Source organism: Flavisphingopyxis soli, assembly GCF_007995095.1.
Classification (GTDB): Bacteria; Pseudomonadota; Alphaproteobacteria; order Sphingomonadales; family Sphingomonadaceae; genus Flavisphingopyxis; species Flavisphingopyxis soli.
On sequence record NZ_VOPY01000001.1, the window covers coordinates 846464 to 861253 of the forward strand.

Genomic DNA, 14790 nt, shown 5'->3' on the forward strand with positions numbered 1-14790 from the left:
CGCGGCAAGGTCGGCCTCGATCGATGCGAACAGGATACGCGAACCGGCACCGTCGGGCAGGGCGATGCGCACCGTGACCGGCGCTCCGCCCGCGGCGCGCCAGGCGGCGACCGTCCGGCGCGCCTCGATCCGCCGGTTGGCCATCGGCGAATCACTCCACAGCGGCAGGACCGGAGCGATGACCGGCGGCGTGTCGGCATAGCTCGGGCGCAGCGCCAGCTGCGGCTGCCAGCCCTCGATGCCGAAGGCGCCGACGATCGCGTCGCGGTCGATTGCCTTGGCGATTGCAGAGCGGTTCTGGCTCGCGGCGAAAAACCCGCGCTCGTTGACGAAGGCGAGGCCGAACAGGCCGTGCGCGGGATCGATGATCAGCTGCTTGGTATCGATGCCCGAGGCGAGGACGTAGGGAAAATCCTGGTAACGCCCGCCCAGCACCGCATCGGCGGCGCCGAGGCCGAAGCGCGCGAGTGCGGTATCGGGCGCGTTGATCGCAACGTCGATCAGCGCGACGGGGGGAAGGTCGTCTTCGCTCGCGGACGCGCCCAACCTCTCGGGCGCCCACGACAGCAACCAGTGGCCGCCGACCGCGGTCGCGCGCATCGGTCCCCAGCCACGGCGCTTGGACGCGATCGCGAATTCGGGCTGGGCGAGCAGGTCGAGCAGGTCCGATTCGGGCTGGCCCAGCCGGATCTCGATGACGTTGTCGGTCATCGCGCGAATCGATTCGATCGCGAATACCTCGCCCGACAGGCGGTTGCGGCTGGCCTTGGCGATGCGCCGGGTCAGGATATTCGCGACGTCCTTGGCGGTCACCTCGCGACCGTCGTTCCAGTGCGCTGGACCGATGCGAAAGATGTAGCTCAGCCCGTCGTTGGTGACGGTCCACGCCTCGGCCAGCCCCTGTTCGATCTTGCCGTCGGAATCGTATCCGACCAGTCCCTGCGACAGTGCGGGCAGCAGCAATCGGTCGCCATCGTCGAGCCGGTCGGTCGTCGGATCGGCGATCCTGAGCGATCCGCCGATCAGCGCGACCTGCGCGGCATCCTCGCTCGACGGCGCGCTGCAGCTGGCCAGCGCAACGCCGAGGGCAAGAAAGGGGGCAAGGGATGCGCGCATAAGCGGGCGATACACATTCGTAGGCGGCGGCGCACTAGCGAAGCATGAAGGCGCGGGTGCGCTCATGGCCCCGGCGTCGCGGCGCCTGTGCCCGCCGCAATATGGCGCGGCCGCATTGCGACCAAGAGCGGTCGCTCGACGCAGAGATAGGCGATCACCCCGGCACCAAGACCGGCAATTGCCAGCGCAGGCCATGGCAGGCGTCCGGCGAGGAGCAGGATCGGGACATAATGGAACAGGTAGATCGAATAGCTTGCGTCGCCGACGAAATGCAGCACGCGAACGTCGGCGATCCGGTTCTTCTGCTCATAGGCGATCATTCCCGCCATCGTCATCGCCAGCGGCAGGCCCGCCGAGAACGGCCTGACTTCTCCGCTGTCGGGCAGGAACACGCAAAATATGAACAGGAGCAGGCCGGTCGGCGCGAGCCAGGTCGGCAAGGTCCGTCCTGCCACCACCCACGAGCCGATCGCGACGCCGAACAGGAACTCCAGCAGGAGCGGATGCGTCGCATCGTTGAGGACCGGGATCGCCGGCCGCCCGATGACGAAGCCATAGGCCACCAGCGCCAGCAGCAAGATCGGCAGGAGCACCGGTCGGCGCAGCCAGAGCGTCAGGCCGAACAGCAGGTAAAAGATCGCTTCGAAGACGAGCGTCCACCCCACGCCCCATGATACGATCCCGTAGCCGGTCTCGAGATCATAGGGGATCAGCAGTGCCGAGGAGAGCCAGTCGAGCGGATCGCCGCGACCGACCCCCGCGAGCCATACGACGAACAGGGCGACCCACCAGATCGGCAGGACCCGTTTGGCGCGCTTGGTGAGAAATTTCGCCACGCCGATATCGCGACCCGATGTCGAAACGACCATGACGAAGCCCGAAATGACGAAGAACAGGTCGACGCCATAGCCCAGCACATGCTCGTAGGGCGGATGCGCGGCGTGTTTGAACACGACCGCCGTCGCCGCCAGACCGCGCAGATATTGGACGCTCTTGTACATGGTTCGTGCCGCGTCCCGATGCGAGGTTCGTCCGGTACCGCGGACAGGGGGAGGTCTTGCCTAGGCGCTTATGCGGGAGGTCGACAATCCTGTTCGCCAGACGAGGACACCCCTTCGGGCGCTTTGCTCCCTGTGGGAGTTTTCAAAAACAGTCCCCCGGACAGGATTCACACCCCTTCGGTCGCTGCGCTCCCTTCGCGAGTTTTGAAATCCTGTCCCCCGGACAGGATTTCAAAACTGGTGCGGGCGGCGGGACTTGAACCCGCACTTCCAGTTGGAAAACGGATTTTAAGTCCGCTGCGTCTACCATTCCGCCACGCCCGCGCGCCGGGCCAGCAAAGCCGGATCGCGCGGCGCGGGTCAAGTCCCTCATGGGGGCTGTCATGCGGCCCGGCCAATCCCTATGTAGCATCGTCATGACCCAGCCAGCCCCCGACACCCCCGCAACCCCCGCGCTCGCCATATCCGGTCTCGCCAAAACCTATGCCAGCGGCGTTGTCGCGCTGCACGCGGTCGACCTGACCGTCGCGCGCGGGGAGATTTTCGCGCTGCTCGGCCCCAATGGCGCGGGCAAGACGACACTGATCAATGCGGTCTGCGGGATCGTCACACCGTCGGGGGGCAGCGCGCACGCGCTCGGCCACGACACCCGCACCGACTATCGTTCCGCCCGCCGCCTGATCGGGCTGGTGCCGCAGGAACTGCACACCGACGCGTTCGAGACGGTCCTCGCGACCGTCAGCTTCAGTCGCAAGCTGTTCGGCCGGTCGCGCGACGATGCATTCATCGAGAAACTGCTCCGCGACCTGACCCTGTGGGACAAGCGCGATGCCAAGATCATGGAGCTGTCGGGCGGCATGAAGCGCCGCGTGATGATCGCCAAGGCGCTCTCCCACGAACCCGAACTGCTGTTCCTCGACGAGCCGACCGCCGGCGTCGACGTCGACCTGCGCCGCGACATGTGGGAAATGGTTCGGGGCTTGCGCGAACGTGGCGTCACCATCGTCCTCACCACGCATTATATCGAGGAGGCCGAGGAGATGGCCGACCGCGTCGGCGTGATCGCCAAGGGGCGGCTGATCATCGTCGAGGAAACGCGGACATTGATGAAGAAGCTCGGGCGCAAGACGCTGACGCTCAACCTGGCCCAGCCGCTCGGCGCGATTCCCGAAGCGCTCGCCAACTGGAACCTCGCGCTTGCCGGCGATGGGCACGAATTGGTCTATGAATTCGACACCCAGGCCGAGGCGACCGGCGTGCCGTCGCTGCTGCGCGCGATGAGCGACCTCGATATCGGCTTCAAGGACCTCAACACCAAACAGAGCAGCCTCGAGGATATCTTCGTCGATCTTGTCCACGAAAGCGCTGCGGAGAAGCACCCATGAACCTGCTCGGCGTATGGGCGATCTATCGCTTCGAAATGGCGCGCTTCGGTCGGACCTTCTGGACCAGCCTGGTCGTGCCCGTCATCACCACCAGCCTCTATTTCATCGTCTTCGGATCGGCGATCGGCAGCCGCATGACCGAAATCGGCGGCGTGCCATACGGCGCGTTCATCGTGCCCGGGCTGATCCTGCTGTCGATGTTCACCGAAAGCATCGGCAACGCCAGTTTCGGCATCTACATGCCCAAATGGGCGGGGACGATCTACGAAATCCTCTCGGCGCCGATCAGCCCGCTTGAGACCGTGATCGCCTATGTCGGCGCGGCGGCGACCAAATCGGTCATCGTCGGGCTCGTCATCTTCGCCACCGCGCACCTGTTCGTCGACCTGCCCGTCGCGCATCCGTTTGCGATGTTCGCCTTCCTCATCCTGATGGCGGTGACCTTCTGCCTGTTCGGTTTCCTGATCGGCATCTGGGCGCAGAGTTTCGAGCAGTTGCAGGTCATCCCGCTGCTCGTCGTCTATCCGCTGACCTTTCTCGGCGGCGCGTTCTACTCGATCAAGATGCTCCCGCCGCTGTGGCAGACGGTGACGCTGTTCAACCCCGTCGTCTACTTGATCAGCGGCTTTCGCTGGACCTTCTTCGGCAAGGGCGACGTGACGATGGCGGCGAGCATCGGCGCACTCGCGCTGTTCCTCGGCCTGTGCCTCGCCATCGTCATCTGGATGTTCCGGACGGGATACCGGCTGAAAAGCTGATGGCGGCCATCCGCCGCATCCCTCCACCCGTCATTGCGAGCGGCAGAGCCGCGCGGCAATCTCCCGCGAGGATGACTTAGCCCTACACGCAAGGTCGGTCTCGACGGCTAGGGTTTCAGCTTCGCTGAGATTGCGTCGTCGCCTTCGGCTCCTCGCAATGACGCAAAGAATTCGACCGGGCGCGAAAGTCTAGCTGACGTTGAGCCGCTCGCGCATCGCCTTGCCGGCCTTGAAGAAGGGCACGCGCTTGGCGGGGACGTCGACCGATTCACCGGTACGCGGGTTGCGACCGACGCGCGCCTTGCGATCGCGGGTCGAGAACGCGCCGAAGCCACGCAGTTCGACGCGGCCGCCAGCGGCGAGCTGGGCAATGATGTCCTCGAAGAAGATATCGACGATCTGTTCGACCTCGGCGTGACGGAGGTCGGTGTTGTCGTCGGCCAGCATTTGAACAAGTTCAGACCGGATCATAAGGTTGCTTCCCAAGCCCTGATATGACGCAACCATGCCATAATGGACCGATTGATGCAAATTAAGACCATCGAAAATTATCGCCTAAGATCAAATGAAAACGCCCGAAGCTTTCGCTCCGGGCGTTTTTCGTTAGCTTTCCGTAACGATCAGTCGGTTTTCTTCGACTTGAGCGCTTCGCCGAGAATATCGCCGAGCGAGGCACCCGAGTCGGTCGAACCGTACTGCGCCACGGCCTTTTTCTCTTCGTCGATCTGCATCGCCTTGATCGAGAAATTGGGTTTCTTCGAACGGTCGAATCCGATGACCATCGCATCGAGCTTCTGGCCGACCTGGAACCGGTCGGGACGCTGCTCGTCGCGATCGCGGCCGAGATCGGCGCGCTTGATGAAGCCCGTCGCGCCGTCTTCGCCGGCCTGAACCTCGAGCCCGCCATCGCGCACTTCGAGGATGGTGACGGTGACGACTTCGCTCTTCTTGGGACCGGTGCCGACGCCGCCGACTGCCGGAGCACCCTTTTCGAGCTGCTTCATGCCGAGCGAGATACGCTCCTTTTCGTCATCGATGTCGAGCACGACGGCCTTGACCATCTCGCCCTTGCGATGAAGCGCGAGCGCGTCCTCGCCCGAGATGCCCCAGGCGATGTCGGACATGTGGACCATGCCGTCGACGTCGCCGTCGAGACCGATGAACAGGCCGAACTCGGTGGCGTTCTTGACTTCGCCTTCGACGGTCGAACCGATCGGGTATTTCTCGGCGAAATCGGCCCAGGGGTTCGACTGTGCCTGCTTGAGGCCGAGCGAGATGCGGCGCTTGTCCGAATCGACCTCGAGGACGAGAACTTCGACCTCCTGGCTGGTCGAGACGATCTTGCCGGGGTGGACGTTCTTCTTGGTCCAGCTCATTTCCGAGACGTGGACAAGGCCCTCGATACCTGCTTCGAGCTCGACGAACGCACCGTATTCGGTGATGTTCGTGACGCGGCCCGACAGCTTGGCGCCGACCGGATACTTGGCCTCTGCGCCTTCCCACGGATCGCTCTCGAGCTGCTTCATGCCGAGGCTGATGCGCTGCGTTTCGCGGTTGATGCGGATGATCTGCACCTTGACCGTGTCACCGATGTTGATGACCTCGCTCGGGTGGTTGATCCGCTTGTAGCTCATGTCGGTGACATGGAGCAGGCCGTCGATGCCGCCGAGATCGACGAACGCGCCGTAATCGGTGATGTTCTTGACGACGCCTTCGATGACCGCACCTTCGGTGAGGTTCTGGATCAGGCCCGAACGCTGTTCGGCGCGGGTTTCTTCAAGCACCGCGCGACGCGACACGACAATGTTGCCGCGGCGACGATCCATCTTGAGGATCTGGAAGGGCTGGGGAATGTCCATCAGCGGGGTGACGTCGCGCACGGGGCGGATATCGACCTGCGAACCAGGAAGGAAGGCCACGGCGCCGCCGAGGTCGACGGTGAAGCCGCCCTTGACGCGGCCGAAGATGACGCCCTCGACGCGTTTTTCTTCGCCGAACTCGCTCTCGAGCTTGTCCCATGCGGCTTCGCGGCGTGCGCGGTCGCGCGACAGCATCGCTTCGCCCTGCGCGTTCTCGACGCGATCGACATAGACTTCGACTTCGTCGCCGACCTTGAGCGTCGACGGCTGGCCCGGCGCGGAGAATTCGCGCAAGCTGACGCGGCCTTCGGATTTCAGGCCGACGTCGATGATCGCGAGATCGTTTTCGATCGCGGTGACGGTGCCCTTGACGACGCGACCTTCGAAGCTTTCGTCTTCGCCGCCGAGATGTTCATTGAGGAGAGCCGCGAAATCGTCGCGGGTCGGGTTTGCCTTAGTGGCCATGTGTGAGAGTGTCCTAATCGTTCGTTTGTCCGGCCATCGGGACAAGTCCCGAGGTCTGAGGGCCAGAGATTCCCCGACGACCCCATGCCGCCGAAGAGCCGGTCACGCGATCATGGAGGAAGAGGCCCGGAAAGCGACAAATCGCGCCATGGCGAACAAACCGACCTCCCTTGCGGGGGGCGTGGGTCCATCGTTGCCATGTCGCTTGACCGGTTGGCCCAGTCTATTCGACGCCGCTCGTCCGCTTGGCGGAGAGCGCCTCGTCCACCAGGACAATCGCCTGCTCGACGGCGCGCTCTATAGTGAGATCGCTCGTATCGAGCAAGAGCGCATCGTCGGCGCGCGTCAGCGGGGCGGTCGCGCGACCGCTGTCGCGTGCGTCGCGCGCGGCAAGATCGGCGGCGATCGCGGCGAGCGTCACATCCTCGCCGCGGCCGAGCATCTCGGCATGGCGGCGCGCGGCGCGCGCGGCGACGCTGGCGGTGACGAACAATTTGGCGTCGGCGTGCGGGGCGATGACGGTGCCGATGTCGCGCCCGTCGAGCACCGCGCCGCCGCTCTGGTTGGCGAAATCCTGCTGGCGCTTCAACAGCGCCGCGCGCACCGCGGGATGTTTCGAAACGCGGCTGGCGAGCCCGCCGACGTCCTCGCTGCGCAGCGCCGGATCGGTCAGCAGCCTGTCGGCAAAATCGGTCGCGCGCGCCGCCTCGTCCTCGGCATCGGGATCGAGGCCGAGCGCGGCGCACTGTGCCCCGACCGCGCGATAGAGCAGCCCGGTATCGAGCAGCGGCAGCCGGTAATGCGCCGCGAGCGCCCGGGCGATCGTCCCCTTGCCGCTGGCGGTCGGTCCGTCGACGGCGATGATCATCAGCGCGTTTCGGCAGGCCGCGAACGGCGGCGGCTCAGCGCGCCGACGATGCCGTAGAGCGCGATGGCCATCCAGACGAACTCGAGGACGAGCGTCGGCAGGTTGTAATTCACCGTCAGCGAGATCGCGAGCAGTGCGGCACCGACGAAGTTGACGATGTTGAACAGCAGCTTGTTCATCTGCTTGGCCGAATTGGCATAAGCGAAGGCGGCGACGATGCAGAAGCTGCCGGCAAAGCCGATCAGGTCAGCGGCGAACGGGGTGATGATGCTCATGCCCCGGCCTGTAGGCGTTCGATGAGGGGCACGAAAGACGGAAAGCTCGTCGCGACACTCGCCATGTCGTCGATCGTCACCCCGTCGCGGCTGACGAGGCCGGCGACCGCCATGCTCATCGCGATACGGTGGTCGTGATTTGCGGCGATCGTGGCACCGCCGGGCAGGGGCGCGCCGCCGCTGCCGTCGATGATCATGTCGTCGCCGTCGATCCGCGCACTCGCCCCGCAGGCGGCCAGCGCTGCGGCCATCGCGCCCAACCGGTCGGCCTCCTTGTGGCGCAGCTCGCCAAGCCCGCGCGCGACGGTGTGCCCGTGCGCCATGCTCGCGGCGACGAACAGGATCGGGAATTCGTCGATCATGTCCGATGCCAGATCGGCCGCGATGTCGGTGCCGTGCAAGGCCGAATGGCTGGCGGTAATATCGGCGACCGGCTCACCGCCGACATCGCGTTGGTTGGCGAGGACGATATCGCCGCCCATCTCGCCCAGCACGCGCAGCAATCCGGCGCGGCGCGGATTGATCCCGACGCCGGTTACCGTGACGCGCGATTCCGGCACCAGCAGCGCGGCGACGATCGGGAAGGCGGCCGACGAGATATCGCCGGGCACCGTCAGGTCGCATGGGCTGAGGTCGCGCCGGCCGGTGAGGATGATGGTGCGAACGCCGTCGCCATCGGTTTCGACCGCGATGTCGGCGCCGAATGCGGCAAGCATCCGTTCGGAATGATCGCGCGTCGCGACGGGTTCGATCACGCGCGTCGCGCCCGGCGTATTGAGCCCGGCGAGCAGCAGCGCCGACTTCACCTGCGCCGAGGCGATCGGCAGGCGATAGGCGAGGGGGATGGCGGGGGCGATCCCACGCACGCTGAGCGGCAGCCGCGTTCCCGGCGCGACGTCTATCGCGGCGCCCATGTCGGCGAGCGGCCCGGCGACGCGCGCCATCGGGCGGCGGCTGAGCGAGGCATCGCCGATGAAGGTCGCGCTGATTGCGTGGCTCGCGACCAGCCCCATCAGCAGTCGCGCCGAGGTGCCGCTGTTGCCCATGTCGAGCGCGCTGGCCGGTTGCATCAGCCCGCCGACGCCGACACCTTGGACGACCCAGTCATCGCCATCCTGTTCGATCCGCGCGCCCATTGCGCGCATCGCACCGATCGTCGCTGCGACGTCGCCGCTGTCGAGCAGGCCGCTGATCCGGCTGGTCCCGATTGCGAGCCCGGCAAGGATGATCGCGCGGTGCGAAATCGACTTGTCGCCCGGCGCGGCAATCGTGCCAAGAAGCGGCGGTGATGGCGCGAACCGGGTCGGGCGAGGCGTGTCGGCGGCGTGGGTGATGACGGCTTCCTGTGCTGGGCGAGGGTGCAGGGGCAAATCGACGGCCCGCCCACGCGAAAGGGTTTTTGACAGCGGCCCCCGCTTCTGGCAAGGCGCACGCCAATTCGCGGCAGAGCGGCTCCCACGGGATCCGGGCGATGCCGCATCTCACCAAACTAGATGGAATCTTCTCGACATGGCGAAGGCGGAATGGGGCAGCAAGCGTACCTGCCCGAAATGCGGCACGCGGTTCTACGACCTCGGCAAGGACGACCCGGTCGTCTGCATCGAGTGCGAAAACACCTGGACGCCCGAGCCCGTCCTGAAGTCGAAGCAGACCATGCCCTATGATGCGAATCAGAAGGACAAGGAAGCCAAGGCCAAGGAAGAGAAAGAAAACGAGGTCGCCGACGACGATCTCGACATCGATGTCGATGAGGACGATGATTCGCCCGACAACGACGTCGATCTTGGCGGCGACGACGACCTTGGCGTGGTCAAGGGCAAGGGCGACGACGACAAGGAAGACACCTGATTCGCTGATTGGCCATGCGCGGGGCGATGTGCCCCTTGCATGGCCGGATGCGCTCGCATAAAGGCGTGCGCCTGCCCGGCCGGAACCAGACCGGCGGGCGAAATGATGGGGCCGTAGCTCAGCTGGGAGAGCGCTACACTGGCAGTGTAGAGGTCAGGGGTTCGATCCCCCTCGGCTCCACCAATTCAAACCCCTCAAATCCTTAGATAATCAGTCGCGGCTCTTCGGGGTCGCGGTTTTGCTGCGCGGTAAAAACGCGGTAAACGCGCCGGGGGTGCGGTGTTCGATGTCGTCGATGATCGCCTCGGTCGCGGACAGCGCGAGGCCCAGATTTGCGGGGTCGGGCAGGGCGTAAAGGTCGGAAATGCTGGCCTTGTGATGGCCGAGCATGATCTCGCCCTGGCGCCAGCGTTCCTCGCCGATGCGTTTGCGCGCCAGGTGCGACACCGATCGTCGGAGCAGCTTCTCGCCGGTCTCGCCGCGGCGATAGATCCCGAGCTCTTCGATCATTGCCAGCCAGGCTTTGCGAATCGAGCCAACCTCCACATAGAAACCCTCGGTCGCGTCGAGATCGTCGCGCCATTGCCGCGCGACGGGAATCGTCGCGCGGTATTTCTTGGTCTGTCGCCGGCCGTGCGGGTTGAGCGCGAGGACGTTCGCCTCGGGAAACCACTGGCGGCGCTTTGGATCGGTCGAGATATCGTAGAGCGCGTCGGGCCGCGCCCAGGTGGCGACGCCGGCGCGCAAATAGCGGGCGAGATTCGCGCGCTCGGGCCGGGCGATGGCGTAGCGGAACAGCGAGGCGAGCTGCGCGATCGTCAGGCGCAACGTCGGCGACGCGTTGACCTCGGTCGACGGGATCGCCTTGAACCGCGCCGCCTCTCCCGGAAGAGCGTTGATCGCAGCGGCGAGCTGCGCAACGCTGGCCTCGATCGTCGACAGCGAGCGTTCGCGCTCAACGCCGGTGGGCGAGACGATCGGAACGCGCGCGTACCATTTGCGGAATCCCTCGACCCATTCCTCGTCGATCGAGCGGCAGAGAATCGCGGGATCGGTCCCGGCGACGTAGTCGATGACGGCGTCGAGGCGCGAGCAGATCGCGCCATAGGATGCCTTGTGCGTGCAGGTGACGCGATAGTCGGCGATCGCCTCGGTTACGAGCGTGCCGAGCCTTGGCGGGGCGGCGCCCCGGCTTTGGAGGTAGAGGCGGTCGAGCGCTTCGCTGGCTTCCCCCTCATCCGGCGAGCCCGCGCTAATGCTGCGCTCACGACTTCGGGCGGTATCGTACCAGGTGATGACGAGGTTGACGCGTCCGGGTCGCCGGTCGAGGCGATATCCTCCCCGGCTGTAGATTGGCGGCGCTCTCTTCGTTCCTGGCATTGCTTGCGGCGAATCTCGTCTGCTGCGTCGGCGAGCAAGCGTCCTACGCCGATTTCCATGAGCAGGTCCAGATCGGCGGCGGTGAGGTTCATCCCGCGGCCGGTGTCGACGCGCTTGAAGAATTTGCGCTCGAGTACGGGCAGGGCGGTCATGCGAACGCCGCCATCGACAGGTCGCGGGTGACGCGCAAATGGGTCCACAGGCGGTGGAGGTTGCGCGAGCGGTCACGCAGCGCGGCGTCGGCGGGCGCGGCCTCGTGCCGGTCGAGCGCGGCGTCGTTGGCCAGCGATACCTCGGCGCGCATCGCCTCGATCGTGACCGCGGCGATGCCGCCCGGCTCGCCGACCTGCGCGACGTGGAAGGCGATCGCGCGCCAGATGGTGAGGCGTCGCGATATCTCAGCGTCGACCGGCTGCGGCAGGCGGGCGACGCTGTGCGCGCGGCGGCGATATTCGCCCGCGGCGATATCGGCGATGGTCATGCGCGCCTCGGCATGGCGTCGTGGGTGCGCCCGTCGAGCAGGCGGCCGGCGGCTTTCTTGCCGACGCGGCGCATGACGACGAAGCGGTCGCCATGAAAGCCGCGCCCGCCCTCGATATTCAGCCAGCGTGACTTGCCGCGGTCGACGTAATCGTTGGAATAATCGGCGCGCCAGTCGGGGTCGTCCCTCTCGCGATCGAGCGAAAGTTCCCAATCGCCCCATTGCTTGAAGAAAAACGGGACGTCGGCGGCGGCGCACTGGTCGCGCAGCGCGCGGGCCCAGTCGGGGTGCATGGGCCGCGCGCCGGGGCCGCTTTCGCCGCCTGCGACGATCCAGTCGATCGCTGGCTCGCCCACTATACCGGTCCAATCGCATGATGAGCAGCACTCTTGCTGCCCGGTCTCGGGATCTACCGGCGGCTGCGATCCCTCCATCTCCCAGTTTGGACACTCGACATCGCGGAACATGAGGCCCGACAGATCGACCGGCCCGAGCAGCGGTTCGCACGACAGCCAGCGGACGGCGGCGGGCGTGGCGAGAAGGTGCGGGATCCGCTCGTCGGCGCGCGCCTGGTCCTCGACGCTGGTGCCGAGCCAGACGTTGCTCGGCGGCAGCACTTCGCAATTGAACGGGTGATAGCCGAGTGTCCCGTCACCTAGAGGAGCTTGCACCGGTTTCCCGGCTTTGCGCCGTGACAAATATTCGCACATCCGCTCGGGGCGCTTGGTCAGCAGCTGGAAGACGTGCTGGGGGCACAGCGCCATGACGGCGAACACGCGGTCGATCCATTCGTCGGGGACGTTTTCGTGGAACAGGTCGCCATGCGCGCAGACGAAGATCATGCGCGGGCGCTTCCAGCGCAGCGGGTCAGACAGCACCTTGTCGTTGAAGCGGACCTCTCCGGTCCAGACGGGACCAGCCTTCGTGTCCTGCGTCAGCCCGGCGCGCGAGGGGTGGTTCTTGAGCCGCGTTCCCGCCAGCTTCATCGCGTAGCAGTTGGTGCAGCCGGGCGATGTGACCGAGCATCCGTTGACGACGTTCCACGTTGCGTCGGTCCATTCGATCTTTGTGCCGTCGCTCATGCGGATTTCCTTTCTTCTTCCTCGCCCAAAGCAATGCTTTGGGCGACAGCCCGATCGATGCGCGCTACGGCGGCGAAGCCGGCGGCGATGGCGTTGATGTGTTTCATGCGGCAGCGCGCGATGCGCGCGGGATCCTCTCCGCCCGACAGGTCGAGCGCGTCGCCGGCGTAGGCGTATGCGACCTTTGCCAGCGCGTCGGCGGGGGCGGCATCATCGCGCGCGGCGGTGTGGCCGTGGCGGGTGACCTGGTCGATGCGTTTGGCGACGATTTCGGGGATCAGGTCGGCGACGTGCGCGAGCAGCGCGGCGAGCTCGCCCGCTTCGCCCAGGTCGAAGCGGCCCGCGCCCGCGAGCGGTGCGCGATCGGGCGCAAGGTCGATGCGGGCGGGGGCGGTCATGGGGTTGCCCCATCATTGCGCGATTTCGCTGCCCTCGCGCGGTGCTCGAGCCTGGCGATCTTCATGATCAGCGGCTTGAGCTCGGCGGGTGCATCATCGTAATTGCGGCCGAACCGACCGTTGAGGCGGGGCAGCATGCCGCGAGGGATGGCCTCCCAGTTCGTTGGATCGGTGTTCGCCTTGTCGCCATCGAGGCACTTGAGGACCATGCCGTCGGGCACGGGGCCGTTCGCCCGTTCCCACAGCCAGCGGTGCTTGTGGACGTAGCGGCGCTCGTAACCGGCGTGCGGGTTCGTTTCGGCGACGCTGATCTCGACATAGCCGTCCTTCGACAGGCGTTCGTGGCCGAGATACTTGACGTTCGCGGGCAGGTGTCCGGGCTTGAAGCGGGTCGCCGCGCTGTTCGGGTGATAGGGCATCGGCTTGCCCTTGTTCGCCGGGATATGTCCGGGGTCGAAGCGCCCGTCGCGACCGGTCGCCCAGCCCTTGCGCGTGCACAGTGCCTTGACGTGATCGACGGTAATGTCGTCGCGACCAAAGCGCCTGACGAACTTGCGATGAAGGGCGCGCCGGGCGAGCGCGCAGTGCGCTTCGATCCAGGCGAGCTCGTCGGCGGTGTAGAGGATGCGCTGGCCCTTCATGACGCGGCCTGGTTGCCGATCATGGTCAGCTGCGGTTTGAAGCGGTCACCATGGTCGGCGAGGATTTTCACGGCCTTGAGCTGCAGCGCTGCGCCACCAATGATCTTGTCGGCGACGTCGACGATCGCGTCGGCGCGTTTCGACTCGATCTCGATCTGCTCGGCGGTCAGGTCCTCGTCGGACAGTCGTTCGATCTGGGCGAACAGGTGGTCGTTGAGGTCGGTGAGCTTGTTTTTCATCTTGTGGCCTCGATTGCGGTGTGGAGCCGGGTCGCCATGCTCTCGAGCATCGCGGCGCGGGTTTCCTCGACGAGCAGACGGTCGATTTCGGCGACGCCGGCGGGAGTGATGGCGAGGTCGGCGGCGCGGGCGCGCGCGGCGATGCGTTCGTGGAGCGAGGAAGCGGCGGCAGGCATTGGCGGTCCCTTCAAATGCTGGCGTTGTCGACGACCATCGCGAGGACGATCAGGGCGATGACGAGGGCGGTGAGCGCGAGGTCGCGGGCGCGGATCGGGCGCGGATCTTCGCAGCGGCGCGGCTGGGGCAGTTGGGCGTCGATGTCTTCGATCGACCAGTCGTTCTTCGACCAGTCCCTCACGATGCGAGCCAGTCGATGAGGGCGAGCGTGGAGCCGCAGACCATGACGATCGCGGCGACGATGACGGAGAATGCCTGCAGGTCGAGCAGAGCTTCGTTGATCGCGGTGTGGCGATAGGTGCGCGCGCGTTCGGTGGCGACGGCGCGGCGCGAGCGGGCGAGGGCGATGCTGCGTTCGCCGGCGATGAAGGCGGCGGGGGGCGGGCGCATCATGCCGCGCTCGCGGTCGGGCAGCGACGGTCGATGGCGCGATCACGCGTGGCGGGGAGCAGGTCGGCGAGTGCGACGGTGCGGTTGACGCTGGCAGCGTCGGCGCGGCGTGCGCCGGGGAGCGGATCGCCGACGAGGACGGTCGCGCCGTCCTGCGCGCGGATGATGCGGATGCCGGGGCCGGTGTCGAAGGTGCCGTCGGCGCCGCGCTCTATCGCGTAGCTGCCGGGATGGGGGAAACTGGCATCGGTCTTGAGCATGGAATCGCCTTTCGCTGATCGAATGGCGAATGATTAGGGGTATCTATCCCCCTATGTCAAGGGGGACATTTACCCAGTGTCAATGGTCGGTGCAGCGACCGGGCAGCGCCTTTGCGATTGACAAACACGGTCGCTCGGGCTGTCTTCGGAAGGAACAACTGGAGGGG

19 protein-coding genes, 2 tRNA genes and 1 pseudogene are annotated in these 14790 nt (G+C 65.9%); 4 read left to right on the forward strand and 18 right to left on the reverse strand.

The window, feature by feature from the left end:
* Positions 1–180: 180 nt before the first annotated feature.
* The 3 genes and pseudogenes from FSZ31_RS13100 to FSZ31_RS04150 form a co-directional block, all read right to left on the reverse strand.
* Positions 181–1182, reverse strand: a pseudogene (locus tag FSZ31_RS13100) (ABC transporter substrate-binding protein); the annotation flags it as partial.
* Complete coding sequence (locus FSZ31_RS04145) at positions 1179–2117, reverse strand: acyltransferase family protein (RefSeq protein ID WP_147121759.1); 939 nt, start codon at positions 2115–2117, stop codon at positions 1179–1181. The gene FSZ31_RS04145 and the pseudogene FSZ31_RS13100, both read right to left, overlap by 4 nt.
* 238 nt (positions 2118–2355) lie before the next feature.
* Positions 2356–2441 (reverse strand) — tRNA-Leu (locus tag FSZ31_RS04150).
* A gap of 92 nt (positions 2442–2533) precedes the next feature.
* On the opposite strand from FSZ31_RS04150, the gene FSZ31_RS04155 reads away from it, so the two are divergent.
* Both FSZ31_RS04155 and FSZ31_RS04160 read left to right on the forward strand, forming a co-directional pair.
* Positions 2534–3502 (forward strand): ABC transporter ATP-binding protein, encoded by a 969-nt coding sequence (locus FSZ31_RS04155; protein ID WP_147121760.1) that lies wholly within the window; start codon positions 2534–2536, stop codon positions 3500–3502.
* A complete protein-coding gene (locus FSZ31_RS04160) occupies positions 3499–4260 on the forward strand; it encodes an ABC transporter permease (protein ID WP_147121761.1) in 762 nt (253 codons plus the stop codon). The genes FSZ31_RS04155 and FSZ31_RS04160 overlap by 4 nt, the downstream gene beginning before the upstream one ends.
* A 189-nt stretch (positions 4261–4449) precedes the next feature.
* Here the strand turns inward: FSZ31_RS04160 and FSZ31_RS04165 are convergent, their stop codons facing one another.
* The 5 genes from FSZ31_RS04165 to aroA all read right to left on the reverse strand — a co-directional run bounded on the left by FSZ31_RS04165 (position 4450) and on the right by aroA (position 9061).
* Positions 4450–4731, reverse strand: coding sequence for an integration host factor subunit beta (locus tag FSZ31_RS04165; RefSeq protein ID WP_147121762.1), 282 nt, complete (start codon positions 4729–4731; stop codon positions 4450–4452).
* Between the two features lie 149 nt (positions 4732–4880).
* Positions 4881–6584: a 30S ribosomal protein S1 gene (rpsA, locus tag FSZ31_RS04170; RefSeq protein WP_147121763.1), complete on the reverse strand. Its 1704-nt coding sequence runs from the start codon at positions 6582–6584 to the stop codon at positions 4881–4883.
* 223 nt (positions 6585–6807) lie between these two features.
* On the reverse strand, positions 6808–7452 hold the full coding sequence (gene cmk / locus FSZ31_RS04175; RefSeq protein WP_147121764.1) for a (d)CMP kinase: 645 nt from the start codon (positions 7450–7452) through the stop codon (positions 6808–6810).
* Positions 7452–7727 carry a CBU_0592 family membrane protein gene (locus tag FSZ31_RS04180; RefSeq protein WP_201739117.1) on the reverse strand — a complete coding sequence of 92 codons (276 nt, stop codon included), beginning with the start codon at positions 7725–7727 and terminating at the stop codon, positions 7452–7454. Before FSZ31_RS04180 ends, cmk begins: the two co-directional genes overlap by 1 nt.
* Positions 7724–9061 carry a 3-phosphoshikimate 1-carboxyvinyltransferase gene (gene aroA / locus FSZ31_RS04185; RefSeq protein ID WP_147122544.1) on the reverse strand — a complete coding sequence of 446 codons (1338 nt, stop codon included), beginning with the start codon at positions 9059–9061 and terminating at the stop codon, positions 7724–7726. Before aroA ends, FSZ31_RS04180 begins: the two co-directional genes overlap by 4 nt.
* 175 nt (positions 9062–9236) lie before the next feature.
* Here aroA and FSZ31_RS04190 point away from each other — a divergent pair, with 175 nt between their 5' ends.
* Positions 9237–9575: a TIGR02300 family protein gene (locus tag FSZ31_RS04190; protein ID WP_147121765.1), complete on the forward strand. Its 339-nt coding sequence runs from the start codon at positions 9237–9239 to the stop codon at positions 9573–9575.
* A 107-nt stretch (positions 9576–9682) separates the two neighbouring features.
* Positions 9683–9758: transfer RNA gene (locus tag FSZ31_RS04195), tRNA-Ala, on the forward strand.
* Between the two features lie 27 nt (positions 9759–9785).
* Here FSZ31_RS04195 and FSZ31_RS04200 read toward each other — a convergent pair.
* The 10 genes from FSZ31_RS04200 to FSZ31_RS04240 all read right to left on the reverse strand — a co-directional run bounded on the left by FSZ31_RS04200 (position 9786) and on the right by FSZ31_RS04240 (position 14623).
* Positions 9786–10955, reverse strand: coding sequence for a hypothetical protein (locus FSZ31_RS04200; protein ID WP_236643653.1), 1170 nt, complete (start codon positions 10953–10955; stop codon positions 9786–9788).
* A gap of 148 nt (positions 10956–11103) precedes the next feature.
* Positions 11104–11436 carry a hypothetical protein gene (locus FSZ31_RS04205; protein WP_147121766.1) on the reverse strand — a complete coding sequence of 111 codons (333 nt, stop codon included), beginning with the start codon at positions 11434–11436 and terminating at the stop codon, positions 11104–11106.
* Positions 11433–12518 carry a phage Gp37/Gp68 family protein gene (locus FSZ31_RS04210; protein WP_147121767.1) on the reverse strand — a complete coding sequence of 362 codons (1086 nt, stop codon included), beginning with the start codon at positions 12516–12518 and terminating at the stop codon, positions 11433–11435. The genes FSZ31_RS04205 and FSZ31_RS04210 overlap by 4 nt, the downstream gene beginning before the upstream one ends.
* On the reverse strand, positions 12515–12916 hold the full coding sequence (locus FSZ31_RS04215; protein WP_147121768.1) for a hypothetical protein: 402 nt from the start codon (positions 12914–12916) through the stop codon (positions 12515–12517). Before FSZ31_RS04215 ends, FSZ31_RS04210 begins: the two co-directional genes overlap by 4 nt.
* Positions 12913–13557: an HNH endonuclease signature motif containing protein gene (locus FSZ31_RS04220; protein ID WP_147121769.1), complete on the reverse strand. Its 645-nt coding sequence runs from the start codon at positions 13555–13557 to the stop codon at positions 12913–12915. Before FSZ31_RS04220 ends, FSZ31_RS04215 begins: the two co-directional genes overlap by 4 nt.
* A complete protein-coding gene (locus tag FSZ31_RS04225; protein ID WP_147121770.1) occupies positions 13554–13796 on the reverse strand; it encodes a hypothetical protein in 243 nt (80 codons plus the stop codon). Before FSZ31_RS04225 ends, FSZ31_RS04220 begins: the two co-directional genes overlap by 4 nt.
* A complete protein-coding gene (locus FSZ31_RS04230) occupies positions 13793–13972 on the reverse strand; it encodes a hypothetical protein (protein ID WP_147121771.1) in 180 nt (59 codons plus the stop codon). The genes FSZ31_RS04225 and FSZ31_RS04230 overlap by 4 nt, the downstream gene beginning before the upstream one ends.
* A gap of 11 nt (positions 13973–13983) precedes the next feature.
* A complete protein-coding gene (locus tag FSZ31_RS12780) occupies positions 13984–14154 on the reverse strand; it encodes a hypothetical protein (protein WP_161595936.1) in 171 nt (56 codons plus the stop codon).
* Positions 14151–14366, reverse strand: coding sequence for a hypothetical protein (locus FSZ31_RS04235; protein ID WP_147121772.1), 216 nt, complete (start codon positions 14364–14366; stop codon positions 14151–14153). The genes FSZ31_RS12780 and FSZ31_RS04235 overlap by 4 nt, the downstream gene beginning before the upstream one ends.
* Positions 14363–14623 (reverse strand): hypothetical protein, encoded by a 261-nt coding sequence (locus FSZ31_RS04240; protein WP_147121773.1) that lies wholly within the window; start codon positions 14621–14623, stop codon positions 14363–14365. Before FSZ31_RS04240 ends, FSZ31_RS04235 begins: the two co-directional genes overlap by 4 nt.
* Positions 14624–14790 lie beyond the last annotated feature (167 nt).